This is a genomic window from Halorhodospira neutriphila, assembly GCF_016584055.1.
Lineage (GTDB): Bacteria > Pseudomonadota > Gammaproteobacteria > Nitrococcales > Halorhodospiraceae > Halorhodospira > Halorhodospira neutriphila.
In genome coordinates this window covers 1-25,523 of sequence record NZ_NRSH01000015.1, presented here as the reverse complement: position 1 = coordinate 25,523, position 25,523 = coordinate 1, and the positions used below count along the sequence as shown (strand labels likewise).

At 64.4% G+C, this 25,523-nt stretch carries 20 protein-coding genes, 1 tRNA gene and 2 pseudogenes; 9 read left to right on the top strand and 14 right to left on the bottom strand.

All coding sequences use genetic code 11. From position 1 onward, the window contains the following. Nucleotides 1-37: 37 nt before the first annotated feature. From CKO13_RS02695 to CKO13_RS02685, 3 genes are all read right to left on the bottom strand, one after another. Nucleotides 38-538, bottom strand: coding sequence for a low molecular weight protein-tyrosine-phosphatase (locus tag CKO13_RS02695; RefSeq protein WP_200256547.1), 501 nt, complete (start codon nt 536-538; stop codon nt 38-40). Nucleotides 539-657: 119 nt separating this feature from the next. Next, nucleotides 658-969, bottom strand: a complete 312-nt coding sequence (locus tag CKO13_RS02690) for an STAS domain-containing protein (RefSeq protein WP_200256545.1) — start codon at nt 967-969, stop codon at nt 658-660. 148 nt (nt 970-1,117) lie between these two features. Further along, on the bottom strand, nt 1,118-2,194 hold the full coding sequence (locus tag CKO13_RS02685) for a DNA-binding protein (protein ID WP_200256543.1): 1,077 nt from the start codon (nt 2,192-2,194) through the stop codon (nt 1,118-1,120). Between the two features lie 515 nt (nt 2,195-2,709). Between CKO13_RS02685 and CKO13_RS02680 the strand changes: the two genes are divergently transcribed. From CKO13_RS02680 to CKO13_RS02650, 7 genes are all read left to right on the top strand, one after another. Continuing rightward, on the top strand, nt 2,710-4,146 hold the full coding sequence (locus CKO13_RS02680) for an undecaprenyl-phosphate glucose phosphotransferase (protein WP_200256541.1): 1,437 nt from the start codon (nt 2,710-2,712) through the stop codon (nt 4,144-4,146). 46 nt (nt 4,147-4,192) lie between these two features. Continuing rightward, nucleotides 4,193-5,320, top strand: a complete 1,128-nt coding sequence (locus CKO13_RS02675) for a hypothetical protein (protein ID WP_200256539.1) — start codon at nt 4,193-4,195, stop codon at nt 5,318-5,320. Nucleotides 5,321-5,428: 108 nt separating this feature from the next. After that, nucleotides 5,429-6,364 carry a sulfotransferase domain-containing protein gene (locus CKO13_RS13070; protein WP_200256538.1) on the top strand — a complete coding sequence of 312 codons (936 nt, stop codon included), beginning with the start codon at nt 5,429-5,431 and terminating at the stop codon, nt 6,362-6,364. Between the two features lie 12 nt (nt 6,365-6,376). Beyond that, entirely contained in the window at nt 6,377-7,258 is an 882-nt protein-coding gene (locus tag CKO13_RS02665) for a sulfotransferase family protein (RefSeq protein WP_200256537.1), read from the top strand. Nucleotides 7,259-7,334: 76 nt separating this feature from the next. Beyond that, on the top strand, nt 7,335-8,489 hold the full coding sequence (locus CKO13_RS02660; protein ID WP_200256535.1) for a CapA family protein: 1,155 nt from the start codon (nt 7,335-7,337) through the stop codon (nt 8,487-8,489). A 116-nt stretch (nt 8,490-8,605) separates the two neighbouring features. Next, on the top strand, nt 8,606-9,964 hold the full coding sequence (locus CKO13_RS02655) for a lipopolysaccharide biosynthesis protein (RefSeq protein ID WP_200256549.1): 1,359 nt from the start codon (nt 8,606-8,608) through the stop codon (nt 9,962-9,964). Nucleotides 9,965-10,049: 85 nt separating this feature from the next. Further along, a complete protein-coding gene (locus CKO13_RS02650; RefSeq protein ID WP_207132058.1) occupies nt 10,050-11,504 on the top strand; it encodes an asparagine synthase-related protein in 1,455 nt (484 codons plus the stop codon). Between the two features lie 140 nt (nt 11,505-11,644). Here the strand turns inward: CKO13_RS02650 and CKO13_RS02645 are convergent, their stop codons facing one another. The 9 genes and pseudogenes from CKO13_RS02645 to CKO13_RS02610 all read right to left on the bottom strand — a co-directional run bounded on the left by CKO13_RS02645 (nt 11,645) and on the right by CKO13_RS02610 (nt 21,006). Next, nucleotides 11,645-12,337 carry a WecB/TagA/CpsF family glycosyltransferase gene (locus CKO13_RS02645; protein WP_200256531.1) on the bottom strand — a complete coding sequence of 231 codons (693 nt, stop codon included), beginning with the start codon at nt 12,335-12,337 and terminating at the stop codon, nt 11,645-11,647. Nucleotides 12,338-12,387: 50 nt separating this feature from the next. Next, nucleotides 12,388-13,554 (bottom strand): GumK N-terminal domain-containing glycosyltransferase, encoded by a 1,167-nt coding sequence (locus CKO13_RS02640; protein WP_200256530.1) that lies wholly within the window; start codon nt 13,552-13,554, stop codon nt 12,388-12,390. Then, on the bottom strand, nt 13,547-14,554 hold the full coding sequence (locus tag CKO13_RS02635) for a cellulase family glycosylhydrolase (protein ID WP_200256529.1): 1,008 nt from the start codon (nt 14,552-14,554) through the stop codon (nt 13,547-13,549). The genes CKO13_RS02640 and CKO13_RS02635 overlap by 8 nt, the downstream gene beginning before the upstream one ends. 62 nt (nt 14,555-14,616) lie before the next feature. Continuing rightward, entirely contained in the window at nt 14,617-15,756 is a 1,140-nt protein-coding gene (locus CKO13_RS02630) for a glycosyltransferase (protein WP_200256528.1), read from the bottom strand. After that, nucleotides 15,753-16,952, bottom strand: coding sequence for a hypothetical protein (locus CKO13_RS02625; RefSeq protein ID WP_200256527.1), 1,200 nt, complete (start codon nt 16,950-16,952; stop codon nt 15,753-15,755). Before CKO13_RS02625 ends, CKO13_RS02630 begins: the two co-directional genes overlap by 4 nt. A gap of 68 nt (nt 16,953-17,020) precedes the next feature. After that, nucleotides 17,021-17,581 (bottom strand): annotated as a pseudogene (locus tag CKO13_RS13065) (CpsD/CapB family tyrosine-protein kinase); the annotation flags it as partial. Between the two features lie 267 nt (nt 17,582-17,848). Beyond that, a pseudogene (locus tag CKO13_RS13060) lies at nt 17,849-18,793 on the bottom strand (DDE-type integrase/transposase/recombinase); the annotation flags it as partial. After that, nucleotides 18,793-20,169, bottom strand: a complete 1,377-nt coding sequence (locus CKO13_RS02615; RefSeq protein WP_200256524.1) for a Wzz/FepE/Etk N-terminal domain-containing protein — start codon at nt 20,167-20,169, stop codon at nt 18,793-18,795. The gene CKO13_RS02615 and the pseudogene CKO13_RS13060, both read right to left, overlap by 1 nt. 3 nt (nt 20,170-20,172) lie before the next feature. Further along, nucleotides 20,173-21,006: a polysaccharide biosynthesis/export family protein gene (locus CKO13_RS02610; protein ID WP_200256523.1), complete on the bottom strand. Its 834-nt coding sequence runs from the start codon at nt 21,004-21,006 to the stop codon at nt 20,173-20,175. A 162-nt stretch (nt 21,007-21,168) separates the two neighbouring features. Here CKO13_RS02610 and CKO13_RS02605 point away from each other — a divergent pair, with 162 nt between their 5' ends. Then, a complete protein-coding gene (locus tag CKO13_RS02605) occupies nt 21,169-22,485 on the top strand; it encodes a tyrosine-type recombinase/integrase (protein WP_200256522.1) in 1,317 nt (438 codons plus the stop codon). A 39-nt stretch (nt 22,486-22,524) separates the two neighbouring features. Beyond that, on the top strand, nt 22,525-23,319 hold the full coding sequence (cysZ, locus tag CKO13_RS02600) for a sulfate transporter CysZ (RefSeq protein WP_200256521.1): 795 nt from the start codon (nt 22,525-22,527) through the stop codon (nt 23,317-23,319). Between the two features lie 315 nt (nt 23,320-23,634). Here cysZ and CKO13_RS02595 read toward each other — a convergent pair. Both CKO13_RS02595 and CKO13_RS02590 read right to left on the bottom strand, forming a co-directional pair. Further along, nucleotides 23,635-23,721: transfer RNA gene (locus tag CKO13_RS02595), tRNA-Leu, on the bottom strand. A 117-nt stretch (nt 23,722-23,838) separates the two neighbouring features. Further along, on the bottom strand, nt 23,839-25,523 hold a 1,685-nt coding region (locus CKO13_RS02590; protein WP_200256520.1), incomplete at its 5' end, for a putative bifunctional diguanylate cyclase/phosphodiesterase.

Sequence of the window (25,523 nt, the reverse complement as noted above, 5' to 3'; positions counted from 1 at the left end):
GGGAGGAGCCCGTCGGCGAGGCGGAGAACGGCGGCGCCTAGCGGGCGCCGCCGCCCGGGGAGCGGCGAACGGCCTCCAGCAGGCCGTCGCTCGCCTCCTCGATGAGGTCGAGGACGTACTCGAAGCCGCTCTCGCCGCCGAAGTACGGGTCGGGGACCTCCCGCTCCCGGCGCCCCGGGGCGAAGTCGAGGAGCATGCCCAGCTTGTGCGCCTGCCGCGGCGGGCAGTCGGCGCGCAGGATCCCCGCGTTGTCCTCGTCCATGGCGAGGATCCAGTCGAAGATCTCGAAGTCGGCGGCCTCGACCTGCCGGGCGCGCAGGTCGCTGATATCGATCCCCCGCCGCCGGGCCGCCTCCTGGGCCCGGGGGTCGGGACCCTTGCCGAGGTGGTAGCTGTGGGTGCCGGCGGAGTCCGTCTCCAGCCACCCCGCCATGCCCTCCTCCTGGATGCGCTTGCGCAGCACGCCCTCGGCGGTCGGGGAGCGGCAGATATTGCCCATGCAGACCAGGAGGATTCGCGTCTTTTCGTTCTGAGTCATGCCGTTAGCTCGCCTCTAGGCCTCAAGGAAGGTCACGAAACGTCGAAGTGCATCCTAACACAATCAGACACTTACATGACGGCTCTGTAGGCCGGCCCTTGAGGCGGCGCCGGTGAGGGTCACTCCTCGATCCGGAAGAGCCGGTGGAAGTGGACACGCTGCAGCGTCCTGGAGGCGCCGTAGCGGCAGCGGCGGATCACCACCTCACTCCCCTGGTCTTTGGCGAACTCGCGCAACAGGAGCAGCATCCCGAGCGCGGAGCTGTCCAGGTGCTCCGTATCGCGCAGGTCGACGATGAAGCGCCGCACGTCCTCGACGCCCTCGTACGCCTCCCGAAAGGCCTTGTGAAGGCTGGCGTCGAGGTGATCGCGGATTCTCAGCACCAGGCTCTCACCGCCGTCCTCGTTCTCGCGGCTTGCGCGGACCGGCATACCCCTCCTCCATACTCCCGCCGGGCACAGGGTTTCTCCAAACCCTAAGGGCCTAGAGTTACCGCGCCATGTAGCCTTCGTTTCCCTCGTGGGTATCGAGGGGAGCGAAGCGCAAGGCGCTTACCGCTCGACCCGGAATCAGCCGGGGCTAACCTTCCGAGGGGCCTGGGGCGCTATCCGCCTCAGGGGGCGCCGAGGCGGGCCGAAGCTCGTCCACTAGGCGCTCGTAGGCGGCGAGCAGGCGCTCACGCTCGCCCTGGAGGGCCGCCTTCTCCTGCTCCAGGGCCGCCGCCCGCTCCTCGGCCGCCTGGCGCGCCCACTGCGCCTCGCCGCGCTCCTGCTGGAGCGCCTCGAGCCGCTCGCGCAGGGCCTCGCCGTCGGCTAGGGCCTGGTCGCGCTCCCGCTCACGCTCGGCTGCCTGCGCCTCGGCCGCCTCCCGTGCGGCCTGGGCCTTGGAGCGCTGCTCCTGGGCCTGCTCGAGCCGCTCCCGGGCCGTGCGCAGCTCCGCCCGCCACTCCGCCTCGGCGCGCTCGAGCCGCCCTCGCGCCTCCTGCGCCTCGCTCCGCGCCTCCTCGATCATCCGCACGTACTGCCGCTCCTGGCTGCTCCAGTGCTCCCGCTCCCGGGCCTGCTCGGCGTGCAGCGCCTCCACCTGCTGCTGGGCCTGCTCAAGCTTGCCGTTGAGCGCCTCGAGCCGCGACTCGTAGTGCTCCTGCTGGCGCTGCTGCTCCTGGCGCTGGCGCTCGAGGGCGTCCTGGTGCGCCCGCTCCCGCTGGGCCTGCTCGGCGCGCAGCCGCTCGAGCTCCTCGCGCAGGGAGGCCAGCGCCTGGGCCCGCTCCTCGGCGAGGGCCTGGGCGCGCTCGGCGCGCTGCTCGGCCTGCTCGGCCTGCGCCTGGGCCTCGGCGCGACGCGACTCGGCGGCCTCCATGCGCTGCTCGAGCTCCTGGCGGCGCTCGCTGAACTGCGCCGCGGCCGCCTCCCTGGCCTCGTTCCAGAAGCGCTCGATGGCCCCGTGCAGGGACTCCGGCACGCCGGCGGGCATGGTGCCCGAGAGGGTGCGCTGGATCTCCTCGAGCAGCCCCTGGCGGCGCCGGAGGATGGTCGTCTTGGAGCCGTGCCCGATATGGGCCCGGAGACGGTCCGCCGAGGGGGCCTCGCCGGCGCTCAGGCAGGCGTAGATGGCGTCGCGGATCTGCTCGTCGGTGACCGTAGGGTGGCGCGCCATGGCTTATTCCATTCCGTACTTGGTATGTAGTATGTACCGATATAGTATCAAAAAGACCAAGATCGCAACAGATTCCGCAGTATGTTGCGATCTCTGGGGAGAGAGGGAGGCTGAAGCTCCCGCACACTCGGCCGCGGCGGTAACGCCGCACGCCGCCCCGGTAAGCCGCCGTCCACCGACGCCGCCATAGCAGCCCCGCCGATCGCAGGCTTACCCAGAGACGGGCAGCCCGGGCCAGCTCGCCAAGCGCGGCGAGTTGCCGTCTATCGGCAGAAGGCAGATGGATTGCGCCCAGGGGGAAAGCCTACTAAGCCTACAGAGTAAAGAGTCAGGCTCTTCCCTCAGGGTGCCTAAGGATCGGCGTGCCCTCTTGCCGATCGTGGAATTACGCCCCTTCCGAAGAACCAATCTCGGAGAGAGGAGCAATACAGCCAGGGAGGAGCAAAAGAGATGGGCCAGGCCCTCGGCGGCGGATACCGGCATGAGCCAAAGCGCCCCGAGCCTTCCACGATGGCGTGAATCAGGGACCGTTCATGTTAAACGGGAATTGCGAGAACAACGTAAGGCTGCACCACTCCCCCATCCTCGGGGTCTCCCGGGTCCTGGATAGCCTCCTGATCGTCGGGCTGCTCGTGGCGCTGCACTACAGCTACCACGCCGAGTTCACGGTTCTACACGCCTGGCTCGCCCTGGTCGCGATCCTGGCGTTCAGCTTCGTGAGCGACACCGCCGGCCTCTACCACCCGTGGCACGGGCTGCCGATGGCCATACTCGCCCGGCAGCTGATGGTGATCTGGCTGATTGCCGGTACCGTGACCCTTTTGACGACCCTACCCTTTCCCAGCGCGTTCCCGAGGAATCAGAACATACTCTTCGCGTGGCTACTCCTAACGCCGCTGGCCCTCATCGCCGCCCACTGGGTACGTCGCACGGCGCTTGCAGCACTACGTAACCGCCGGCCGCTCCGGAAGCGGGTCGCGATTGTCGGCGCTACGAGACTCGGCGAGCGCCTCGGCCAAGCGTTCGAGGCGCAGCCCTGGCGCGGCTGCCATGTCCTCGGATTCTACGACGATCGCGAGGACTTTCCCCCAGAGCAGCGCCGACTTCCGGATAACCGGGTCAGAGTCTCCGGCGACCTCGACCAGCTGGTCGCCGACTGCTATGCCGGCAAGCTCGACCTCGTCTTCCTCACACTCCCCATGGAGGCGGAAGACCGAACACACAAGCTCGTCCGTCGACTGGCCGATAGCACCGTCTCTGTCTACCTCGTCCCGGATATCTTCCACTTCGATTTGCTCTACTCCCGGCTGACCGGCATGCAGGGCATACCGGCCATCAGCATCTACGACTCCCCGCTTGCCGAGCAGGGCTGGAGCAAGCGCCTGCTCGACCTTGGCCTCGGTGTTCCAGCCATGGCGCTGCTGGCCTTTCCGATGCTAGCGATCGCCATCGCTATCAAGCTGGATTCCCCGGGCCCCGTCTTCTTTCGCCAGACCCGCTACGGAGTCCACGGAGAGCCGATCAAGATCTGGAAGTTCCGCTCCATGAGCGTTTGTGAGGACGGCCCGACGATCCAGCAAGCCCAGCAAGAGGATGAGCGCGTCACGCGGGTCGGCGCATTCCTGCGGCGTAGCTCGCTGGACGAGCTTCCCCAGATCCTCAACGTGCTCGGGGGCAGCATGTCCCTCGTGGGCCCACGCCCCCACGCCATCGCGCACAACGAGTACTACCGCCAACACATCGAAGGCTACATGCTCCGCCACAAGGTCAAGCCCGGGATTACAGGCTACGCCCAGATCAACGGCTACCGCGGAGAGACTGAGAATCTCGAGCATATGGCTGGGCGAATCAAGTACGACCTCGACTACATCCGCAACTGGTCCCTATGGCTGGACCTGAAGATCATCCTCCTCACGCCCACCCATGGGCTCGTCTCGGAATACGCCTACTAACCTTTAAATTCCTCTAATGATGGCGAGATGGACGCGAGCTATAAGTATGGCGGGACTGATTGCGGCCGTGGGCGATCCCGGGATTTCGATGGCAGCGCAGACGGAGCGACTGATCGTCGGCCTGCGGCAGACGCACCTTTGGGACAGCAATTTCGATCGCGTCCAGGAGGGAAGCTCAGAGCAGCAGCGCACCACCACGCTGACGCTCGGGGCCCGGCCGAGACTGGGACCGCATCGTATGATGCTGCGAGGCCGTTTGAGCCGCCTACGGCATCAACGGCGCCAGAGGCTGGACGCCACGGTCGTGGACTACACCACCCAGTGGGAAGGCCCCTTGCTGCTGCACGGGCTAACGGGGCGCGCTCAGCTCCGCCAGCGGGAGCAGACCGTCGACCGACTGGCCTTCACGGAGGGCGGGGTCGTCACACGGCGACGCCAACGAGCGGCTCTTTCCTACGGCTCCGACCCGGCGGGCTGGCACGCTCAACTGCGTGGGACTTGGCGCCAGACCCGCTACGATTCGTCGACCTTCCGAGACCTCAACCTCGACGACCAAGCCACCTCAGTGGCACTCACCTATATCTCAGAGCAAGCGTCCCGGATCGGGCTCCGAGCGACACGAGGGAAGCGAACTTTCCCCGACGAGTCCGAGCCGCGGGCCAGCGCCTTGGACTTCGATTACCGCCAGCTTGCCCTCGAGATCGACTGGCGCATGACGGACAAGACCCACCTCCAGGGGCAGTTGCGCTATTTCAGCCGGGACGGGGAGATCAATGACGGTAGCGGCTCCGACGCGGAGCTACGCCTGCATTGGCAAGCGACAGCGCAGACCGCGCTCTCCTCACGGGTATCGCTGCGCAAGCCCAGCACCGGCGAGGACCCCAACGACCTCTCCGAAGTACTGCGCTATCGGCTCGCCGCGGCCTGGCACCCCGGCGAGAAGTGGCAACTGCGCAGCGCTGCGGCGTACGAGCGCCGGCATTTTCGCGGGGGCAACGCATTACCGGAGCGGGAAGACGACATCACCGAGTGGACTCCCTTGGATATCGCCTACGCACCAATCGAGGCCGTCATCGTCTCTTTTGCGACTAAGATCCTCAAAAGAAACTCGCCAAAATCCCCTTACGACCTCACCGCGCAGAGTGTGACCGCTAGCGTGGAGGCTAACTTCTAGCCGAAAGAGAAGCTACACCCCCTACTTCCAAGGACCTGATTTAGATAAGCTTAGCGGCAGATCGATAGATTAAAAAAAGAATACGTTGCAGCGCAATAGGACTGTATCATGGAATCTAGTTTAACTCCGAACTTCTTCATAGTTGGAGCCCCTAAATGTGGGACTACCAGCTTGGCCAGCTGGCTGGCCGAGAACCCTTATGTATACTTCTCATGGCTAAAAGAGCCCCATTACTTTAGCTCCGATCTGCACAGGTCTGGAGTTAAGCGAAGATCACAGTATCTCCGCCTTTTTCGAGATGCTAGCGAGGAGCACTATGCCATCGGTGAGGCATCTGTATGGTACCTGTACTCACGAGTCGCGATTCCTCGTATCGAGCAAGAGCTCCCCGGATCCCTCTATGTAATATGCATCCGCAATCCTGTTGATATGGCCTATTCACTACATGGACAGTTCCTCTTTCACGGGAATGAAAACATTCATGACTTTCAAGAGGCGTGGCATGCTCAAAGTGAGCGGGCTTCAGGCCGAAGGATCCCTGCCCTTTGCTACGAGGACCCCTCGGAACTGATCTACGGGCAATCGTGTGCACTCGGTAACCAGCTCAAAAGACTATTAGATCGGGTACCGGAAGAGCGCGTACTAATCGTCTTCTTGGAAGACATGAAGAACGATCCTAGAGGGCAATATAAAAGAGTACTTAACTTCCTCGGCGCGCCTGATGATGGCCGTGATAATTTCCCCGCTAGGAACACAGGATCTGGAGCTCGCTGGCACCCCTTGGCGAAAGTAATAGGAAGCCTTTTAGAACTGCGGCGTCGCTTCGTCCCGTATCTTGGGACCGGTATTATCCGCTCATTGGGTGCACTCAATAGGGTGTCAGGCAAACGCCGGGACTTGACTACCACCATGCGCGCCGAGATCGAGGACTATTTCGAAGAAGAGATACAGACAATCGAGAGAATCACCCACAGAAATTTATCGCATTGGCGGCACTCCACAACCAAAAATACTGCCCAGAAAGTTTCACTCCTCCAGGCCTAAAGACCGACAAAAATGAAATCCAAACAGGCACCCAATTTTTTCATACCTGGTGCCCCTAAGTGCGGCACCACCAGCCTAGCCGATTGGCTAGCTAGCCATCCCAATATCTACATGAGCCCTCTCAAGGAGCCTAACTATTTTAGCTCAGATCTGCATCCACCTCACAAAAGAAGCAAGCCTCAATATTTTCGTCTTTTTAAGGGGTGTAGCGAAGCACACCAAGCCATTGGCGAGGCATCTGTATGGTACCTCTACTCCGATGTTGCGGTCCCGCGCATCGAAAAAGAAATCCCTGGCTCTCGTTATATAGTATGTATTCGCAACCCTGCCGAAATGGCTTACTCTTTACATAGAGAATTACTAGGCGGCGCCGAAAACATCGCCGATTTTGAGAGAGCCTGGCGAGCTCAGAGGGAGCGAGCCCAAGGGCAGCAGATACATGCGAGGTGCGACAAGCCGAGCTTTCTCCTCTATAGCCAATCATGCGCTCTCGGAACGCAACTCCAAAAGCTTTTAAAACGAGTCCCACAGGAGCGTGTACTAATTGTTTTCCTTGAAGACATGAAAGATAACCCCAGAGAGCAATATAAACGAGCACTGGATTTTCTCGGCGTACCGGATGATGGGCGCACATTTTTCCCTGTCAGCAACCCGAGATCCGAGAAACGTTGGTATTGGATGGCTGCACTGGTTAGCCACCTCATAAAATTGCGCCGCCGGCTATTCCCCTATCTTGGAACGGGTATTATACGATCGTTACGGGAGCTGAATAGCTCATCAAAAAACAGTACAGAGATAACAAGCGCCATGTACACCGAGCTCATAGATTATTTCCTGGAGGAGATCCAGATCATTGAACGTATCACCCAGAGAGATCTTTCGCATTGGCGTTAGACCAATGGCTTCAAAAGAGGCAAACCAAAAAAGTCCTTAAATAAATACGAACAGCCTATTACCTACAGGACAAAACATGGAAATCCTTTTCTTTGGTGATTGGTGCCATCAATCTAGCGACGAAGGGAAGCCTATAGTCGAGCACTCGGCTCTAAACCGAGCTATAACGCGCTCTGATGCAATCATTGCGAACTTTGAGGGGGCCATAAAGAGCGCAGAGGGGCATTTCATAAAAAAAACTGGCCCCTACTTATCACAATCGCCAATCAGCCCTAGATTGATTTCTGCCCTAGGAGTGACGCACTGTTCACTGGCCAATAACCATACACTCGACTACGGAGAATCAGGCTTGATCAATACGGTTAACGCCCTTTCCGCTCAGCGTGTTGCAACTTTTGGATTTGCAACACCCGATTTCGGAGACTGGCGTACTTTCTGGATCGGTGAACCAGGTGATGGCGGAGTAGCCCTGATTGGCGGGGCAGAACGAGAGTTTACCGTAGACGCAAAAAGTCGGGCATCATCAATAGATCCTATTGAACTCCACCGTGCAGTGATTAAGGCTATAGGCGAGGGATATTCCGCGATTCCGATTCTGCACGGAGGTCTCGAGTGGGACCCATTACCCCCCCCTCATCTACGACGTTTGGCACGCTGGTTAATTGAGTGCGGGGCTACGGCTGTTATCACCCATCACCCTTATTTTCCAGGTTTTGTCGAGCATTGGGAAGGGAAGCCGATCGCATGGTCACTAGGCAGCTTATGGAGGCCAGGTCTCAGAGATAAATCTAAGACAAAGCGTGATCGAGGCTACGCTATAAAATTATCTATATCGAAAAATAATGGTGCAGTCGTCGACTGCTTAATGTCCTACGCCATTGACTACAACAGGAACAAAATCTGCAAACTCTCAGGAGAGGAAGCCAAAATAGCCCAAAAAAAACAAAGAAAACACGAAAGTATTTGCAGAGACCAAAACGCCTATTCTGAATGGTGGTCCGAGACCATTAAAAAAGAAAGGCACGCGTATCTTTCAATATACTCATTCCCTTTTATGCCTCGCACCATCTTGCATCCGCTTCTTGCTCTTTTTTGCCTGCTGTGCCGCTGGCTTCAAAAAAAACCGCGCTGGCTCTTAATACAACTTAACGGCCTTCGCTGTGAGAGTCATCATCAAATGTGGACATATTCTATCGAGGCGATAACCAAAAGAGAGCACCATGATTCTTGATAATAACACCTCCAGCCAAACTGCACGATCAATCTTTAAGCAACTAGCATTAATTAAGAAGCTATATGGGGGTGTACACCGATAGCAATACTAGCTTCAAAGATCGTGTGCCTCATATGAAAATCTTCTCCTTTTACGTTCGCCACACCTTGTGGCGTATATGGCAGAGTCGATTCGTGCGTAATGTGGCGGTGGTCGCTTCTGGTGCGGCTAGCGCGCAGCTCATCAACCTGGCTTTCATGCCCCTCATAACACGTATCTATGGCCCGGAAGCATTTGGAGTACTAGGAACCTTCACGGCCATTGTCTCGGTATTAGCTCCTGTCGCGGCACTTGCTTATCCCATAGCTATCGTTATTCCTCGTGAGAACCAAGAAGCCTTGGGGATCGTTAGACTCTCTTTATCAGTCTCATTCACGGTCATGCTGTTAGCCATTGGTATCTTAATAACCGCAGGAGATTGGCTGGCTATCAACTTCGGCGCAGCGTCTATCTCCGAATTTCTATTTCTGATACCGCTGGCTATGCTTTTCTCGGCCTGGGTGCAGATCGCGAACAAATGGCTGGTAAGAAACAAAAAATTCGGCACTATTGCTCGAACGGCCATTGCCCATTCAATCCTCTTAAACGGGGCCAAGACAGGGGCCGGATTGTTTCACCCGATAGGGGCCGTGCTCATTATTTTAGGCACACTTGGCCACGCGCTGCACGCAGCACTACTTTTTATCGGTTCCTCCCGAGGCACTCAGAAAATTCCTCCCTTATTGGAGAATGGTTCTTGCATCTCCTTAAAAGAAATAGCCTCCCGATACCGGGATTTCCCTCTGTACCGTGCCCCTCAAAAACTTATAAACGCGGGCTCTCAGAGTCTCCCAGTACTGATGCTAGCCATTTCCTTTGGGCCTGCCTCCGCGGGTTTTTACTCGCTAGCGACAAAAGCACTAGGAAGGCCCGCTGAACTGCTCGGAGAAGCCGTAAATTCCGTTTTTTATCCACATATCACGGAAGCCGTCTACAACAACAAACACATAGCCTTAAAAATTTCCCAGGCGACCTTGGCTTTATTTTTTGTTGGCCTCGTCCCATTTGCTTTTGTAGCGCTTTGGGGGCCTTGGTTTTTCGGTTTTATATTCGGCGACGAATGGGTAGCGGCTGGCGAGTATGCACGATGGCTGTCAGCTTGGTTATTGGTGGGGTTCGCTAACCGACCTAGTACTGCGGCTATACCGGCATTATCTATTCAGCGTGGATTTTTTATATACGAAATTATCAGCGTAGTGACGAGAGCGTCATCAATTTTTATAGGCAGCTCATTTTTTCATAGTGACGTCGTGGCTGTCGCTTTCTTTTCTAGCACTAGTTTCGCCTTAAATGTTTTTCTTATCGCATGGGTTATATGGGTTGCATATGGTTATGAAGATGAAAGGAAAGACGATTACAACCGGAGCCTCCAGGCACAGCAGCGAGTCACTTGAATCCGCCGCGCTCGGTAAAACCCTAAGGGAACGAGTGCTGCCCTTCGGCTGGTCCGAAGAGCGCGGGACTCAGTCTGTTAGGTTGGTGACCGATCATACCGGCAGTGTACCTTTGTACTATGCCCAAGATCGGGACCAAGTAATCACCGGTAAGACCCCTTTAGAGGTTGCCGTGAAGATGGCGTCTCCCGGTTTAGACCCCGTTTCAGCGGCAGATTTTCTCCTGAATGGCACTGTATGCTACCCCTATACGCTTTTCAAGGACGTTTATCTCGCTCCGCCGGGAGCTGTCACCGATGTCACGCCAAACGGCATACATTCCGAATTCTACTACCAGCCTGAGGAGCAATGCAGCAATCAATCCACAGCTTACTGGGGTGCGCAACTGCGTGAAAAAGTACAGCAGGCACTGCAAAAAGGATTGGAGGGGAAAAAACAGGTTAAGGCTCTTTTTTCGGGGGGCGAGGATTCACGAGCGGTCGTCAGCCTACTCCCCGAAGGCAGCGAATGTGAGCTTGTTACTTTTGCAGACGAACTCAATAGAGAGGTCCGGCTGGCAGAACGCGCCGCGCGTGCCCTAGGCCGCCCTCTCGTCTTCATACAGCGCCCCTATAAATTCTACCAAAGAGACATCCAGAGCCGTGTCTACGCGATTGGCGGGATCTCGGAGATCCGCCAGACCCATGTCTGGGGGCGACTTGCACAACCCCTGAAAGACGCAGATGCGGTTATCGGTGGCTACGTAGCAGACAGCCTTTTTAAGAGCGAGAAGATGGGCAACGTCAAAAGGAGTCGAAAGCGGCTGACACCTGAAACCATGGAATCTTCTAGTGCTGAACAGCCTTTAGGGATAGAAAAAGCAATAAGACAAAGCTGGATCAATCAATCCGTAGCGGCCGCGGTGGATGAACGGCATTTGGCCCACCACGAAAGGATCCGCGAATTCCGGCCAGTAACTGCAGCCAATTGGCACCGCTTGTGGCCTTGGGGGAGCCAGGCTCGCAGCTATGCTCATTACATGGCCTGCCATTTAGCCTGCCCAGCGGTGGTGGAGCCGTTCATCTCTCCACAGGTCTACCGCCTCGCCGCGAGCATGCCGGAGCAGCTGCGGGTTGACCGAAAGGCCTTCCGTGCGGCCTTTGCACCGGCCATGGGCAAAGCTGGGTGGTTACCCACAACCTCGGGGCACATACCGAGACTCGGCGGTTATATAGGACACTGGGTCGAGCTAGGTACAGTAACTTCCCGTTACGGGAGGGACCTTGCAGCCAACGTGACAGCCCAGATAAGGGGGCGTATCCCAAGAAGCCAAGGGCCATGGGGTGCAAATCGCGATCTCCCCCCTCAAGAAATCGCCGAGCGGCTGACCGCAAGCCAGCGGGACCAAATGCGCGAGCTCCTGGACGTAATCCTAACCCCCGCGGAGGCGAAGGCGTTTTTCAAGCCTGATCACGGCGTCACATCCGCTCGGGTCCGCACCCGAGCCCTCCAGATAGCGTACTTAATGGACTGGGCTGGAGCCACGCTCCCAGCACGGTAAACGCCCGCTGAGTCCGGCAGGCTGGACCCGCCGGGGGACCCGCAGCTCACCGATCCAGGAGGCACAGACGTCGCCAGTATCGGCGAGCTCGGGTCCCAGGACCATCAGCAACGCGGCCTGGCTCACCCTCGAGCCACCAATCACCTCTGCCACGCCCTCCAGAAGAACACTACCATTTCAAGAGTATATCGCTTCGCCAGCCGCCTCGGCTCAAGGATGAGCCGATAGAGCCACTCCAGCCTCAAGCGGCGTAGCCAGCGGGGCGCTCTCGGCTTCTCCTGGGCCAAGAAGTCAAATAGCGCGCCCACACCAACCAGCAGGGTTGCGCTGAGGCGGTGGTAATGGTCGAGGATCCATCGCTCTTGGCGCGGATTGCCCATAGCCACCAGGACGATCTCCGCCCCGCTCGCCTCCATCGCCTCCAGCACCCGCTCGTTATCGGAAGCACCCACGAAGCCGTCCAGCGTCCCCACCACCTCTACGCCGCGCCCAGCCAGTGCAGTGCCGGCCCGCTCGGCTACGCCCGGCGCCCCCCCAAGGAGGAAAACACGCGGCGGCCTCCCCCACGCCGACGCTGCCCGCTCGAGCAGCGCCGGGGTGAAGTCCGTGCCGTTGAGATTCTCCGGGAAGGCCCGGCCGTGGAGGATCCGGGCCGCGACATCCATCGCGACCCCGTCATTGAGCAGCCAGACCGAGGGAGAGGCCAGACGGTCCCGCAGCGCCCCGCACTGGTTGATGAAGTTGGAGTTCGCGAAGAATACAAGCCGTTGATCCGATCCAGCCCCCGTAGCCACGAGGTCCGCTAGCGCCTCCTCGCGGGTGAGCCGGCGCACGGGGAAGCCGGCAACTCGGCATACCGCTGCCGCTTGTGCCGCCGGCATTCTCACAGGCTCAGGCTCGTGTCCGGAAAGTGCTGGGGCGCAAGCAGGCGATCCACCACCTCCGCCCAGGCCAGATGGCGCTGGCCAGCTCGCCGGGGTGCCCTAAGAGCGCCCCGGATAGCCGCCGCTGCGCTATCGTAGTCTCCCGGCTCGAAACCGTACCGATTGCCGCCGCAGCCCACTACGGAATGCGGGCAAACGGCCGAGAGGCCGAAGAAGTCATACTGCATCAACTTGTGGGAAGATTCCGCCAGATAGGCGGGGGCCTGCTGATTGTACGGGGCCACGCCGATATCGGCGTGCTTGATATAGCGCAGCGCCTCCTCGTGGGGCATCTCCTCGTAGACGGTCACGTTATCCCCGTAGCCGGGGTGCCGCCCCTGCCCGGAGCCGATGAGGTGGAAGCGGACCTCCGGGAAGCGGCGGCTAACCTCGACTATGAGGTGGGGATCGAACAGCATGGAGCCGACAGAGACGGCGTTGGGGCCGTCCTCATAGGGGCTCGGATCACCGAGCTCTGCCAGCGCCGGATCCACGCCGTGGGGAATGTAGTAGGCGTTCGTCGTATCCGGGAGATTGCTCGCGAGCCGAGGGGAGGCCAACGCCATGCTCGAGAAACGGGGGGCGGCCCGGCGAAATGCCCTGTGGACGCAAGGGGCTACGTTGATCGTCGCCAGGTCATCCGATGCCCGGTAGATGAGGCGCGCCTGCGGGTTGAGGCCCTGGATGAGATCGAAGAAGAGCGGGCCGATGCCGCTCTCGATGATCACGGTATCGCTGTCCCGCACCCAGTCACGCAGCACAGACGGGGCGAGGCGGCGATAGAGATCGTAGATCAGCGACTCGAGGCCATCGAGGGTACGGAGGCGGGTATGGAACGGATGCACGGGCGTCTTCCAGAGGAAGCACTCCACTCCCCGATGGGACTCTACCGCATTGGCACGCGCCTCAAGGGAGCGCCGTGGATCGCCCGTTCGCCGGGAGAGCTTGCTGTAGCGAAGCGAGAAGAAGCGGGTTGGCCCCCGCCGGGCCAGCTCATCCGCGATGGAGTGCAGGCCCGCGCGACGGGGCGAGCGGTAGTCGTGGAAGGAGGAGAGCACCAGGAAGCGCTGCCCCGCTCCGTACGGGGTTGACGTTCCGCTTCCCGTCCCCGGTTCACCCTCAGCCATCGCCGCTCCCCCCGCTCGGCAGATGGGGCTCGATGCGCTCCCAGCGCGGCCGGCGCTCGGCGTCCATGTCCAGGGCGAGGGGGTAATCCCCCCACCACGGACCGGATGCCCAGTAGGCCCAGCCGCGCCAGACCGGGGCACCGCTCGCCTGCCCGACGATACGGCCGAGCGAGTCGAGGCAAGCCCCTTGGTCGCGGGCGCCGAACTCCCCGAGGAAGAGCCGCTGCCCGTGCGCGCGTGCCCAGTCGGTGATCGCCTCGAACATGGGGGTGAAGTGAGCCGGCGGGTGGCACTCCTGGCGCGTCCCGGAGTAGTTCGTATCCGGGTACTGATGCACCTCGATAACCCCCCGGCCGAGAGGATCGCTGAAATCGGCGAAGGCCTCGGCGTTGCTGACGCCACCGCTATCCGCCTCCTGCCAGTCGTGGACGCCGCTCCAGCGCCCGCCAGACACCAGGATCAGGTGGCGCACGCCGCGCTCCCGTAGCGCGCTTACCGTCTCTTGAGCGACCTGTGACCACCTCGAGACGGAGAGCTTGATCGGCTCGTTCATCAGCCCCAGGGCCAAGTGCTCGGGGGAGGCGAGCCCGGCGAGCCTCTCCCAGAGATCGATGAACGCTGCCGTCGGCACGGCGCGGGTACCGAGGCGCTCCCCGCGGTAGGCCCCGTAGTTGTGGATATCCACCAGCACGCAGAGATCCTGCTCACGCGCCTCGGCGAGGATGCGCCGGAGCTGCCCGCTGTCGGCGCCGTGCAGCGGCCCTCCAAGCTCGCGCTGTAGCCGCTCCCAGCGCACCGGGAGGCGGATCGCCGTGACGCCGCGCTCGGCGAAGTCAGCGATCATGGCGTTGCCGGGGTAGACGTAGTCCTGCCCGAGCCTCCCTGGCAGGGCCTCGCTATTGAACTCAGCGCCGGCCAGATTGACGCCTCGCAGCGGCTCCTCACCCAGGCACCCGGCGGCCGCGCCCTGGTGGAGGAGCACTACCAACAGACCGATCACCAGGGCAGCGGCCGTCCGGCAACGCCTCGGCCTGCGAGCGGCTCGAGGTGCAGAGGGGATCATCACGCCTCACCTCCCAGGCGCTCATAGATGCGGAGGTACTGATCAGCGATGCGCGGCCAGGCGTAGCCCTCGGCTGCGGCCATAGCAGCCCGCCGGCGCTCGGCATACGCCGCCTCGCCGAGGGCGTGCACCTCGAGGAGGCGCTCGGCAAGCGCGTCCGGTAGCGCCGGGTCGCCGAGCAGGCCGAGGCCGGCGCGCTCGACAAGCCGGCGGAAGCTCGGGATGTCACTGAGCACCGGTGTTAAGCCGGCGCTCATCGCCTCGATGGCGGCGATCCCGAAGCCCTCGTAGCGGGACAGGCCGACGAAGTAGCTCGCCTGCCCGAGGTAGCCCCGCAGCGCCTCCTCGGAAGGGCTGGCAACGATCTCGAGGGCGTCGCCTTCCGCAAGTCCCTGCTCGGCAGCCCGGCGCCGTAGGTCCGCTGCGGTGTGGTCATACGGCCGCCCGGCGATCACCAGGCGCCAAGCCGGATCCCGCTCCCGCAGCGCGCGCAGCAGGTTGAGTGTCTCCGGCAAGCCCTTGTTGCTCGACCAGCGCCCGAAGTAGATCAGCCGCGGCTGCAGCGCCTGCGAGGCGCCGTCCGCCTGCTTCTGGGTATCCACCCCGTTCTCGATGACCTCGATGCGCGAGGCGGGCAGGATGCCCCGGAATCGCTCGCCGTCACCCTCGCTGACCGCCAGGACCCGCTCGTAGGCCCGCCCCGTGGTGCGGGTGACGGTATGGAACCAGGCGGTCTTGAGCCGCCGGGCGAAGCGCGTGTGGAAGAAGCCGCCGTGGGTCGAGAGCACGAGGGGGCGCCGGTGCAGCGGCCGGGTGACCGCCAGGAAGTCGTGGAAGAAGTCGACGCCGTGTACGTGGACGATATCGGCGTCGCCGAGCGCCCGGAGCACGCCGGGGCAGAGCGGGTAGCGGCTCGATCCCCAGAACGGCAGGCGCCGGACGGCGACGCCCTCGATCTCGTCGCTCGCCGGAAGCCGGCCTCCCCCACCCCTCTGCCGGAAGAGCCGGTCCAAGGTAATGACCCGGGGCTCATGGCCCGGCACCTCGCGCTGACGGGCGGCGACGTTGCGCACCACCTCCTCCATGCCCCCCACAGAGGGCAGGTACTGCCGTACCACATGGGCGACCTTCAGGGTCACGCTGCCATCCCTCCCTGGTAGCGGCCGAATTGCTGGCCTGCCTCCCCGGGGCGGAGCTGCGGCGCGGGATCGAGCACCAGGCAGCCCACCAGGAACCACATCAGTGCTGCGCTCTTGAAGGCGAACAGGGAAGTGCCGCTCACGCACAGGATGAGCGCCATGTAGATCGCTACCAGCGCCCGGAGACGGCCTCCCCGCTCATCCGGCAGGGGGAGCGCCCAGAACGCAGTCCACAGCGCAAGCCCCCCAAGCAGGCTGAACTGGGAGACAACCTGGGCGTAGCCCATGTCCGCGAACCAGGCGGTGGGATCGACCCCCAGGACCCTCGTGACATCGAAGCCCAACAGCTCCTGGCCGCTGATCACCAGCCTGCCGATGAAATCGTCCCCCACCTCGTTGACGGTCGCCCCCAAGACCAGGAGCAGCACCCCGACCAGTAGCGGCAACAGGTAGGGAAGATAGAGAGAACCCCCGTGCAGGAGCAGCCGAGCGGCGATAAGGAGCGGGATGATCGCCATCCCGAAGCGGGAGTCCGCAAGGATGACGATCAGCACCGCCGCGGCTACGAACCCGACCATCCGGCGCCACTCCTCACCCCCCTTGGCCAACCCCCAGGCCGCGACAATCGCCGCGAGATTCCCCGCTGAGACCGGCTCCAGGTAGACCGAGGAGACCCGATGGCGACCGAGCACCCCCTCGAGAAACGACAGCGTCCGGCCCATCCCCGGCGGGCGCATCCCGTTCATCTGGAGGCGAGTATCCTGCATCCAGGGCGAGGAGGCCGGATCCATATTGCCGATGCTGATGTAGTAGGAATAGATATCGAAAACCGAGGTGTACGTCCGCAGCGCAAAGAGCTCGAAGGCAGCGAGGCTGAAGAATACGCCGAGTGCCCCGGCCAACGCGCGGTCTGCGATCGCCGGGTCCCCTACATTGCGGCCCAGCCAGTAGAAGACCACAGGGATTAGCAGGTCGCGGAACGACTTGGGATCCACCGACCCGCGCAGCAGCGTCAGCAGCGCCACGAGCCCGAGCACTAGCGCGCCGGCGACCACAACGCCCGGCGGGATACGCGGCAGCAAAAGCGGTAGAGAGGCCACCATGATGGCCAGCTCGGCGACACCGACCAGCGGCCGCGGCACTGCGAAGAGGTGCGTGTGCACCAGGCACAGCCACGCCATGTAGCTGATGCTCAAGACCATCAGGAGAGGGACGCCCCACCGCAGCGCGATCCCCTGAGGCGGCCACGACTCTGCTGCTGCCGCTAATGGCAAAGTGTCGCCCCGACCAGTGTGACCCCGAGCGCTTCCATACGCCGAGCCGCCCGGCGCAGCTGCTCGAAAGAGGTCCGCCCCGCCTGTGCCACGAGCAGCGCAGCGCCGGCGTTCACGGCAGCCAGCTGGGCATCCGTACTCCGCGTCAGCGGCGGCGTATTCACCAAGACGACTTCGTACTCGTGCGAGACGCGCTCGCTCAGCGCCCGGTAACGCTCGCTGGCGAGCAGCTCCTGCGGGTTCGGGGCGGGGGTGCCGCCGTTGAGCAGCCCGAGGGAGTCGAACGCCTCACAGCGGTGGGGCTCGGCCAGGCCCCGGCCGGCCAGGGCGTCGGAGAGGCCTTGGCGGTTTGGCCTCGAGAAGAGCTCATGCAGCCTCGGCTCACGCAGATCGGCGTCGATCAGTAGGGTATTGGTCCCAAGCTGCGCGAAGACAACTGCGAGGTTAGCGGTCAGATCGCTCGTTATCGCGCCCTCGTCGAGCCCGACCACCGGGAGGATCCGGGACCTCGGCTCATTGAAGTAGCGCAGCATCAGCTCAGCGCGTAGCCCCCGCAAACGCTCGCTACGCTCGCTCCAGGGGGCGACAGCGGCCTCCAGCGCAGGGTCGACCTGGCCCGAGCCGGGCTCCACACGCGGGTAGGCGAACTGCCTGGCGAGGACGGTGTCCACTTCCTCTCGCGCGACCAGCCCCATTTTGATGGCGGCCTCTCCGAAACGCACGCGGTGTTCCTGCTGGTACTGAAGGACGCGCTCCAGGTCGCTTTCCGAGAGCTTGCCGCCCTCGGCCAGGGACCCCCCTATACGGCGGAGACGAGGGTCAGATCCCCCGTTGCTCTGGGGGACTCGATGGAAAAGCTCGGGGTGCTCTGAGTGCCAGGTCGCCATGGCCTGGATGGGCGACTGGTGGCCCAGCGACCTCTGCGGTAAATGGTGGTTGTACAGGTACACATACCGCTTGAGCGTCTGCTCCAGGCTGGCTCGGCTATCGAAGTGGTGCGTTGTCAGGACCTCGCTAATGCGGCCGTTGAAATGCTCCTCCGTGCCGTTGGCCTGGGGTGATGGCGGCTGGGTGCATCGATGCTCGATACCCAGCGCCTCGCAGAGCCGCTCGAACTCGTGACGGCCGGAGGCCCCTTGGGCACGCACGCTGAACACTCGGCCGGTGAGCTCCTTACCGTCATCGGTCAGGAGGGTCCGGATACAGGCTGGACAGGCTTTGTGCAGCTTACGCAGGAAGTGGCGAGCCACCGCGGCGCTCTTGTCAGCGCACAGCTCGGCATGGACCCAGCGGGTGGCTCGGTCAACGGCGACGAAGAGGTACCGCCCTCTCCCATCCTCCGCCATCGGCGGGAGGTACTTCACCTCGATATGCAGGTGGCCCGGCCCGTAAGCCCTGGAGGACGGCTTGAGCTCGGCAGGCCTCCTCGAGATCCCGTGGCGCTTGAGCAGCCGGTGGATTGCCGAGCGCGATGCGCCCTCGTTGAGGAACTCCCGGGTCACGGCCAGCATATCTTCCAGCGACAGCCACAATGTCCGGCGAAGCGCCACAACCACCGCCTCTTGCGCCGAGGTCAGGGTCGTGCGCAGCCGAGAGGCCGTATGCAAGCCCTCTTCGGCGGCCTGGCGTTCGCGCCAGCGGCGCACGGCCTCCCCAGACCCCCTCAACTCCTGATCCATCTGCCGCGCCGGCTGGCCTGAGCCCTGAACGGCCACCCCATGGGCCGGGGCCGCGCTGCGATCCTTCTGCAACCGAATGCCCATCAGGCCTGCCTACCCTCCTCGCCTAAGCTACGACGCGCGCCAGGGATCTCCGCGAGCACGGGCATACCGAGCCCCTCCTCGAGATCACCGCGGCTGCGGATGCGCCGGTCCACCATCTCCAGGCCCACGGCCATCGCAGTACCGAGCATCAGACCTAGCCCGAAGCCGACGACACTGCTCAGGAGCACCTTCGAGTCGGGCCCCTGGGTCTCGGCGCGGTTCAGCACCGCGATCTCGGTAGCGCTGAGACGGCTCTTCAGGCGGTTAGCCGAGGCCTGGGTCGCGGCTTGCTCGTAGGCCTCCTCCGCGTTGCGTACGTCCTGCTTCAGGGGCTCGAGCTTGCTCCACTGCGCGTTGAGCGCTTGCACCCGCTCCTTCTGGCGCTCGAAGGCCTCCTTTAAGGCCTCGAAACGCTCGTCCGACATCTCCACCGCGCTCTTCAGCCGACGCTCGACAATCGCCGACTGGCGCCTGAGGCTCCCCTTGAGGGCCTCCACCTCTGCCTCGGCCCGACGGTAGCGGGGGTGGTTCTCACCGTAGCGCCTAGCCAGGTCAGCCCGTTCGACCTTGGCCCGGGCGAGATCCTCCCGCAGGCTCGAGAGCAGCGGATTGGTTGCGACCTCAGGGCTCCCACTCCCATCGATCGAGATGTCGAACGTCTGCCGCAAGGTACTCGTAACCTTCTCTCCCCGGGCCGCGACCATCATGCTCGCTAGCTCCCGGAGGCGCTCGGTCTCGACGTCGAGGCGCTCGCTTACGCCGACGATGTCGTGCTGCTGCCGGAACTGGATAACCGCCTCTCGAGCCTCACGCACACGGTCGCGCAGCACATCGAGCTGCTGGTCGTACCACTTTGAGAAGCGGTGCGCAGGCTCCTTGCGTAGCTCCAGGTTGGCCTCGATATAGGCCTGGGCCACGGCATCGACAACCGGGGTGAGAATTCTGGGATTCTCGCCGCTGAGGCGGATGTGGGCTACGTCGCTATTACTCAGTGCAGCCACCTGGAGATCCGCCTGGAGCTTGCCCCGAAGCCAGGCCTGAGGATCGTCCACCTTCGGCAACTCCTCCTCGACCCAGGCCCGAATTCGCGCCCTGGGCTCCTCCCCCAGATGGCCCCAGACATGGCGGCGGACACGGCCACTGCGGATGACCTGCAGCTGCGTATCCATATAGCCAGCCTCCGCCTGAGGCCGGGTCTCGCTCAGAAGGGCCCGGGTTGGGCTCTCGACCACAAGCTCAGTGGCAGCGGTATAGCTGGGGGGCCGTCCGAGCGCCACAATCGCCCCCGCGGCCGAGCACAGGAAGACAAGGCCAAGAACCAGCCAAGCCCGCGCTGCCAGGATACGAAACAGGCTTTGAGGGGTTAGCACAAACATCCGCTAGAAGAGCCGCTCTTCAACAACCAGCACGTCACCGGCGCGGAGCTGCTCTTGGCCGTCGACCTCGATCTGGCGCTCTGAGCCATCCCCGGCCCGGCGATAGATCACCAGGCCGTCGCGATTGGCGCCGGCGGCGAAACCACCGCTGACCGCAATCGCCTCCTGGACATTGCGCGCCTGGCGCAACGGGTAACGACCGGGATTCTGCACATTGCCGCGCACAAAGAAGTGCTCGCTGCGGGGGACGAAGACCGTATCGCCGCTCGCTACGTGCACCGCGGAACGCCCCTCCGCCTGGCTATCCAGCATCTGGTCGATCCGGTAGGCCTCGCGATGCTGCTTGCCGGCTGTATCGACCCGGATCACCACGATTCCCGAGCCCCCCGCCTCGGAGACCCCGCCTGCCCGGGCCAGCGCCTCGGAGAGCGTCGTCGGCCCGTCCAAGAAAAGGCGGGTGGGCTCGTTCACCGCCCCGAGTACCGCTACCGTACGGCTGCGGTACTCCTCGACAATGACGTTCACGGAGGCGTAGCGGAAATAGCCCTCTTCCTCGAGGCGCTTGCCGATCCGGTGGGAGGCCTCATCGATGGTCAGCCCGACAACCGATATCCGCCCGAGCAAGGGCACCCCGATCGTGCCGTCGGGGGCGACCTGCGCCTCGGCCTCGACCCCGTCCTGTTCGTACCCCGTCACACGAACCCGGTCCCCACTGCCCAGCGTGTAGGGCTCTTCCGCCTTGAGGGAGGCGCTCAGCAGCACAGCAAGGAGCGCTGCAGCGGGGATGAGCCAACGGCCGAGGCTGGCCGCTTTAGCTGGTTCCTGTCGTTGCTCCATGGGTGTCGATTTCCTTGACCCCTTACTCTCTTTTGAAGTCTTGTCTGCGTCACGCGATCTTGCAACCGAGCCTCCGCAGGCATGGCCAGTCACCGGGGGAAGCGCAGAACGCTTCCCCCCACGCTTCGAGCCCTACAGGCCTGCTGATGTAGAGTGCAGAGGATGGACGATACAGCGCCAAGCGACGGCCAAGGTGACCTCACCGAGGCGAGCTTCCCCGTCGCGCCGGGGACGGCGGCGCAGCCTCCGGCCGCCGCCGATCGGACCGGATGGCTGCCCTGGTGCGAGCGCCCAGCCGACCCGGCGGACACGCCGCACCCGGGCCAGCTCGGCCCCCTCCCCCGCGGCGGCGACGGGCCGCTGGTCACCGCCGACCGCGGCCACCTCGCCGACTGCCCGGACGATCTGCACGCCGTGGCGCGCTGGCTCGCCCGGCACAAGGACAGCCCGCACACCCTCGCCGCCTACCGCACCCACATCGAGCGCTTCCTGCTCTTCCTCGGCCGCGAGCGCGGCAAGGCCCTCTCCGCGGCGAGCCCCGAGGACCTCAACGCCTTCGACGACCTGCTCCAGGCCCCGCAGCGCTGGCCGCACTGGTACGCCGAGGCCCCCTTCGAGCGCACGGATCCGCGCTGGCGCCCGCTGACCCGGCCGCTGACCGGCCGGAGCCGCCACTACGCCGTGGCCGTCGTCGGCCGCTGCTACCGCTGGCTCGTGCAGGTCGGCTACCTGCGCCTCAACCCCGTCGCCGCCTCGAGCGCCCAGACCCGCGCCCCGCGGCGCAGCCCCGTCCAGGAGCGCTACCTCGACGCCGAGCTCTGGCACGCCCTCCAGGCGACGATCGCGGCCCTGCCGCAGGCGACGGCGGCGCAGCGGGCCCGCTACCACCGCGCCCGCTGGGTCTTCTCGGCGCTCTACGCCACCCTGGCGCGGGCGAGCGAGCTCACGGCCGCCCGCATGGGGGATCTCTACCCGGTCCGGCGCCCCGGCGGGACGCAGTGGTGGTGGCGCGTCCACGGCAAGCACCGGCGGGCGCAGGACGACGCCGACGAGGTGCCGGTGCCGCGGGCGCTGATCGACGAGCTCGCCGTCTACCGCCGCCACCTCGGGCTGCCGGCGCACCCCGAGCCCGGCGAGCAGACGCCCCTGGTGGTCGGCCTCTATCCGCGCCGCGACGGCTGGCGCCCGCTGCACCGAAGCACGCTGCACCGGCTGGTCAAGGCGGTCACCCACGCCGCCGCCGAGCGCCTCGAGGCCGAGGACCCGGACGGCGCCGAGCGCCTGCGCCGGGCCTCGGCGCACTGGCTGCGCCATACCGGGATCACGCACCGGCTCGACGCCGGCTGGACGCTCAAGGACCTGCAGCCGGTAAGCCGCCACGCCGATCTGCGCTCGCTCGGCGTCTACGCCCACGCCGGGCGGGACCGGATCGCCGCGCTGGCGGACACTGTGGCGCTGGGGTGGGAATCGATAGAGTAGGCGGGCTGCCTCTTCAGCGACACAAGGAGCGACACCGCTATGCGCGAGACCCCTCCGAGCAACCCCTTCGCCGGCGCCGGGCACTTTATCCGCGGCTTCCGGCTCATGGTCCAGCCGGGGATCCGCCGCTACGTCCTCGCCCCCCTGGGGATCAACCTGGCCCTCTTCGCCGGGGCCATCGCCGCCGGCGCGGCGGCCTTCGCCGAGCTCGTCGGCTGGCTGCAGGGGATGATCCCCGCCTGGCTCGACTGGCTGGCGTGGCTGCTGTGGCCGCTGTTCTTCGCGGGCGCCCTGCTCGTCACCTTCTACGCCTTCTCCCTGGTGGCCAACCTGATCGCCGCCCCCTTCATGGGCCCCCTGGCGGCGGCGGTGGAGCGCCACCTCACCGGCTCCGGACCGCCCCCCGAGGCGGACGGCGGCGGGGTCGGCACCCTGCTCCGTGAGGCCGGGGCCGACGTGGCCGCCGAGCTGCACAAGATGGGCTACTTCGCCCTGCGGGCGGCCCCCTTGCTGCTGCTGTCGGTCATCCCGCTGCTCAACACCCTGGCCCCGCTGCTGTGGCTGATCTTCGGCGCCTGGACCCTGGCGCAGGAGTACCTGGATCCGCCGCTGGGCAACTACGGCCTGCGCTTCCGCGAGCAGCGCCCCGTGCTCGCCCGCCACCGCTGGACGGTCCTCGGCTTCGGCGCGGCGGCGACGGTCGCGACCACCATCCCGGGGCTCAACTTCCTCGTCCTCCCGGCGGCGGTCGCCGGCGCTACTTCCCTGGCGACAGCGCGCATGGCCGGCGAGCTCACCACGGCCACGCCCGAAGCTCACCCTGCGGCTAGCTGACCGCCCCTCTTTCCACAGAACCTGTGGAAAACCCTGTGGAGAAATGACCCTGCGGCGCTGCGTGCCGCGGGGTCTCCCGGTCGTGGGCAGCCTTTAACCAGGCTGACTAAATTGGTGTGAATCAATGGCTTAGGAGGGGGCATCGAGGCATGCGGGCGCCTCCTGCAAGGCGTGGCAGCAGGGCTCGCCGCCCTTGTGCAGAAAACGAGGGGAATCCTGGCGCGATACGACGGAGAAGCCGCCCGGTCGACCCCGGTGAGAGTGGGACCGGCGGCGCTAGGCCGCGGGGAGAAGGCTTCTACTTCTAGAGGAAGGTGGTGCTCGGGGTGGGACTCGAACCCACACGGCCCATCGGGCCACTAGCCCCTCAAGCTAGCGCGTCTACCATTCCGCCACCCGAGCAGGGTGCCTGCTTGCCGGGCGCGAGGCCGCTGTTGCGCCTCGCCCCTCAACAGCCGCATAGAATACGCAAAAGACCGGCGTGGGGCAATACCCACCTCGCCCCTTCCCGGCGGCAGCCTAGCCGCCGCCCCGGAGGAGCGGCTCGACCTCCTCCGCGGCGAGGGGCTTGGACCAGTAGAAGCCCTGCCCCACCGCGCAGCCGCGCTCGCGCAGGAAGGCGGCCTGCTCGGCCGTCTCCACCCCCTCGGCGATCACCCGCAGCCCCAGGTGGCCGGCCATGGCGAGCACCGCCTCGATGATCCCCTCGCTGGCCCTCGCCTCGCCGATCCGCTGGACGAAGGAGCGGTCCACCTTGAGGTAGTCCAGCGGCAGCTCCTGGAGGTAGGCGAGCGAGGAGTAGCCGGTGCCGAAGTCGTCGAGGGCGAAGCTCACGCCGGCCGTCCGCAGGTCCGCCATCTTGGCCTGCGCCGTGCCGATATTGGCCATGAGCAGGCTCTCCGTGACCTCGAGCTTGAGGCAACGCCCGGTGACGCGCGCCCGCGACAGGCGCTCCAGCACCCGCTCCCCCCAGTCGTCCTGGTTGAACTGCAGGGGGCTGACGTTCACGGCGAGCCCCAGGGGCAGCCCCGCCTTGCCGCGCTGGAGCCAGGCGTCCGCCTGCGCCAGGACCTGCTCGAGGATCCAGTCCCCCAGCTCGAGGATCTGGCCGGTGCGCTCGGCGACCGGGATGAACTCGCCGGGGGAGATCGGCCCCCGCTCGGGGTGGTGCCAGCGCAGGAGGGCCTCGAGGCCCACGACCCGCTCCGTGGCGAGCTCCCAGAGGGGCTGATAGACCACCCGCAGCTCGCCGCGCTCCTGGGCCAGGCGGAGCTCCTCGCCGATATCGAGGTGGCGCTCCGCCCGCCTTCGCAAGGCGGGGTCGTAGAAGCGGACCCGGTCGCCGCCCTCGTCCTCGGCCTTGGCCAGGGCGAGCCGCGCCTGCTGGAGGATCCGCTCGGAGGCCGTGCCCGGCGGCTCCTCCCCCGCCTCGGGGGGATCACAGCCCTCGGCGTCCTCGCCGGGGAAGAGGGCCACGCCGACCGAGACCGTCACCCGCAGCGAGCGCTCACCGAGGGAGAGGGGCTCCTGGAGGGCGCTTCGCACCCGCTCGGCGAGGCGGTTGGCCTCCACCGCCGCCTCCTCGCTCTCGTCCGGCAGATCGGGGATGAGCACCACCAGCTCATCGGCGCCGGCGTGGGCCGCGACATCCTCGACGCGGAGGATCGAGGTCAGCCGCTCGGCCAGCAGGCGCAGGACCTCGTCGCCGGCCCGGGTCCCCAGCGAGTCGTTGATGGCCTTGAAGTCGTCGATATCGGCGTGGATCACCCCGCCGCAGCCGCCCTGGCGCCGCAGCCGATCCGCCTCCTGGCCGAGGCGCTCGAGGAGGCTGACGCGGTTGGGCAGCCCGGTGACCAGGCTCCGGTAGGTCAGCTCGTGGATCTGCTCCTGGCGGTCGAAGTCGTCGAGCGCCGCCCCCATGTCGGCGACGAGCTCCTCGAACAGCGCGATCGTCCGGCTTTCCTCGGCGAAGAACGCCGGATCGGCGGCGTAGAGATTCAGCGAGCCGACCACGGCGCCGCCGCGCTGGATGGGGAAGGCGCCGGCGGCGCCCAGGCCCCACGCCGCCGCCTGCTCGTACTCGGGGGGCAGCCGCGGATCCTGGCCCAGGTCGGGGATGAGCACGCGCCGCCCCTGGCGCATGGCCAGGCCGCCGAGCCCGCCGTCCCGGCCCTCCGCCGCCGCGAGCTGCCGGCACAGCGCAT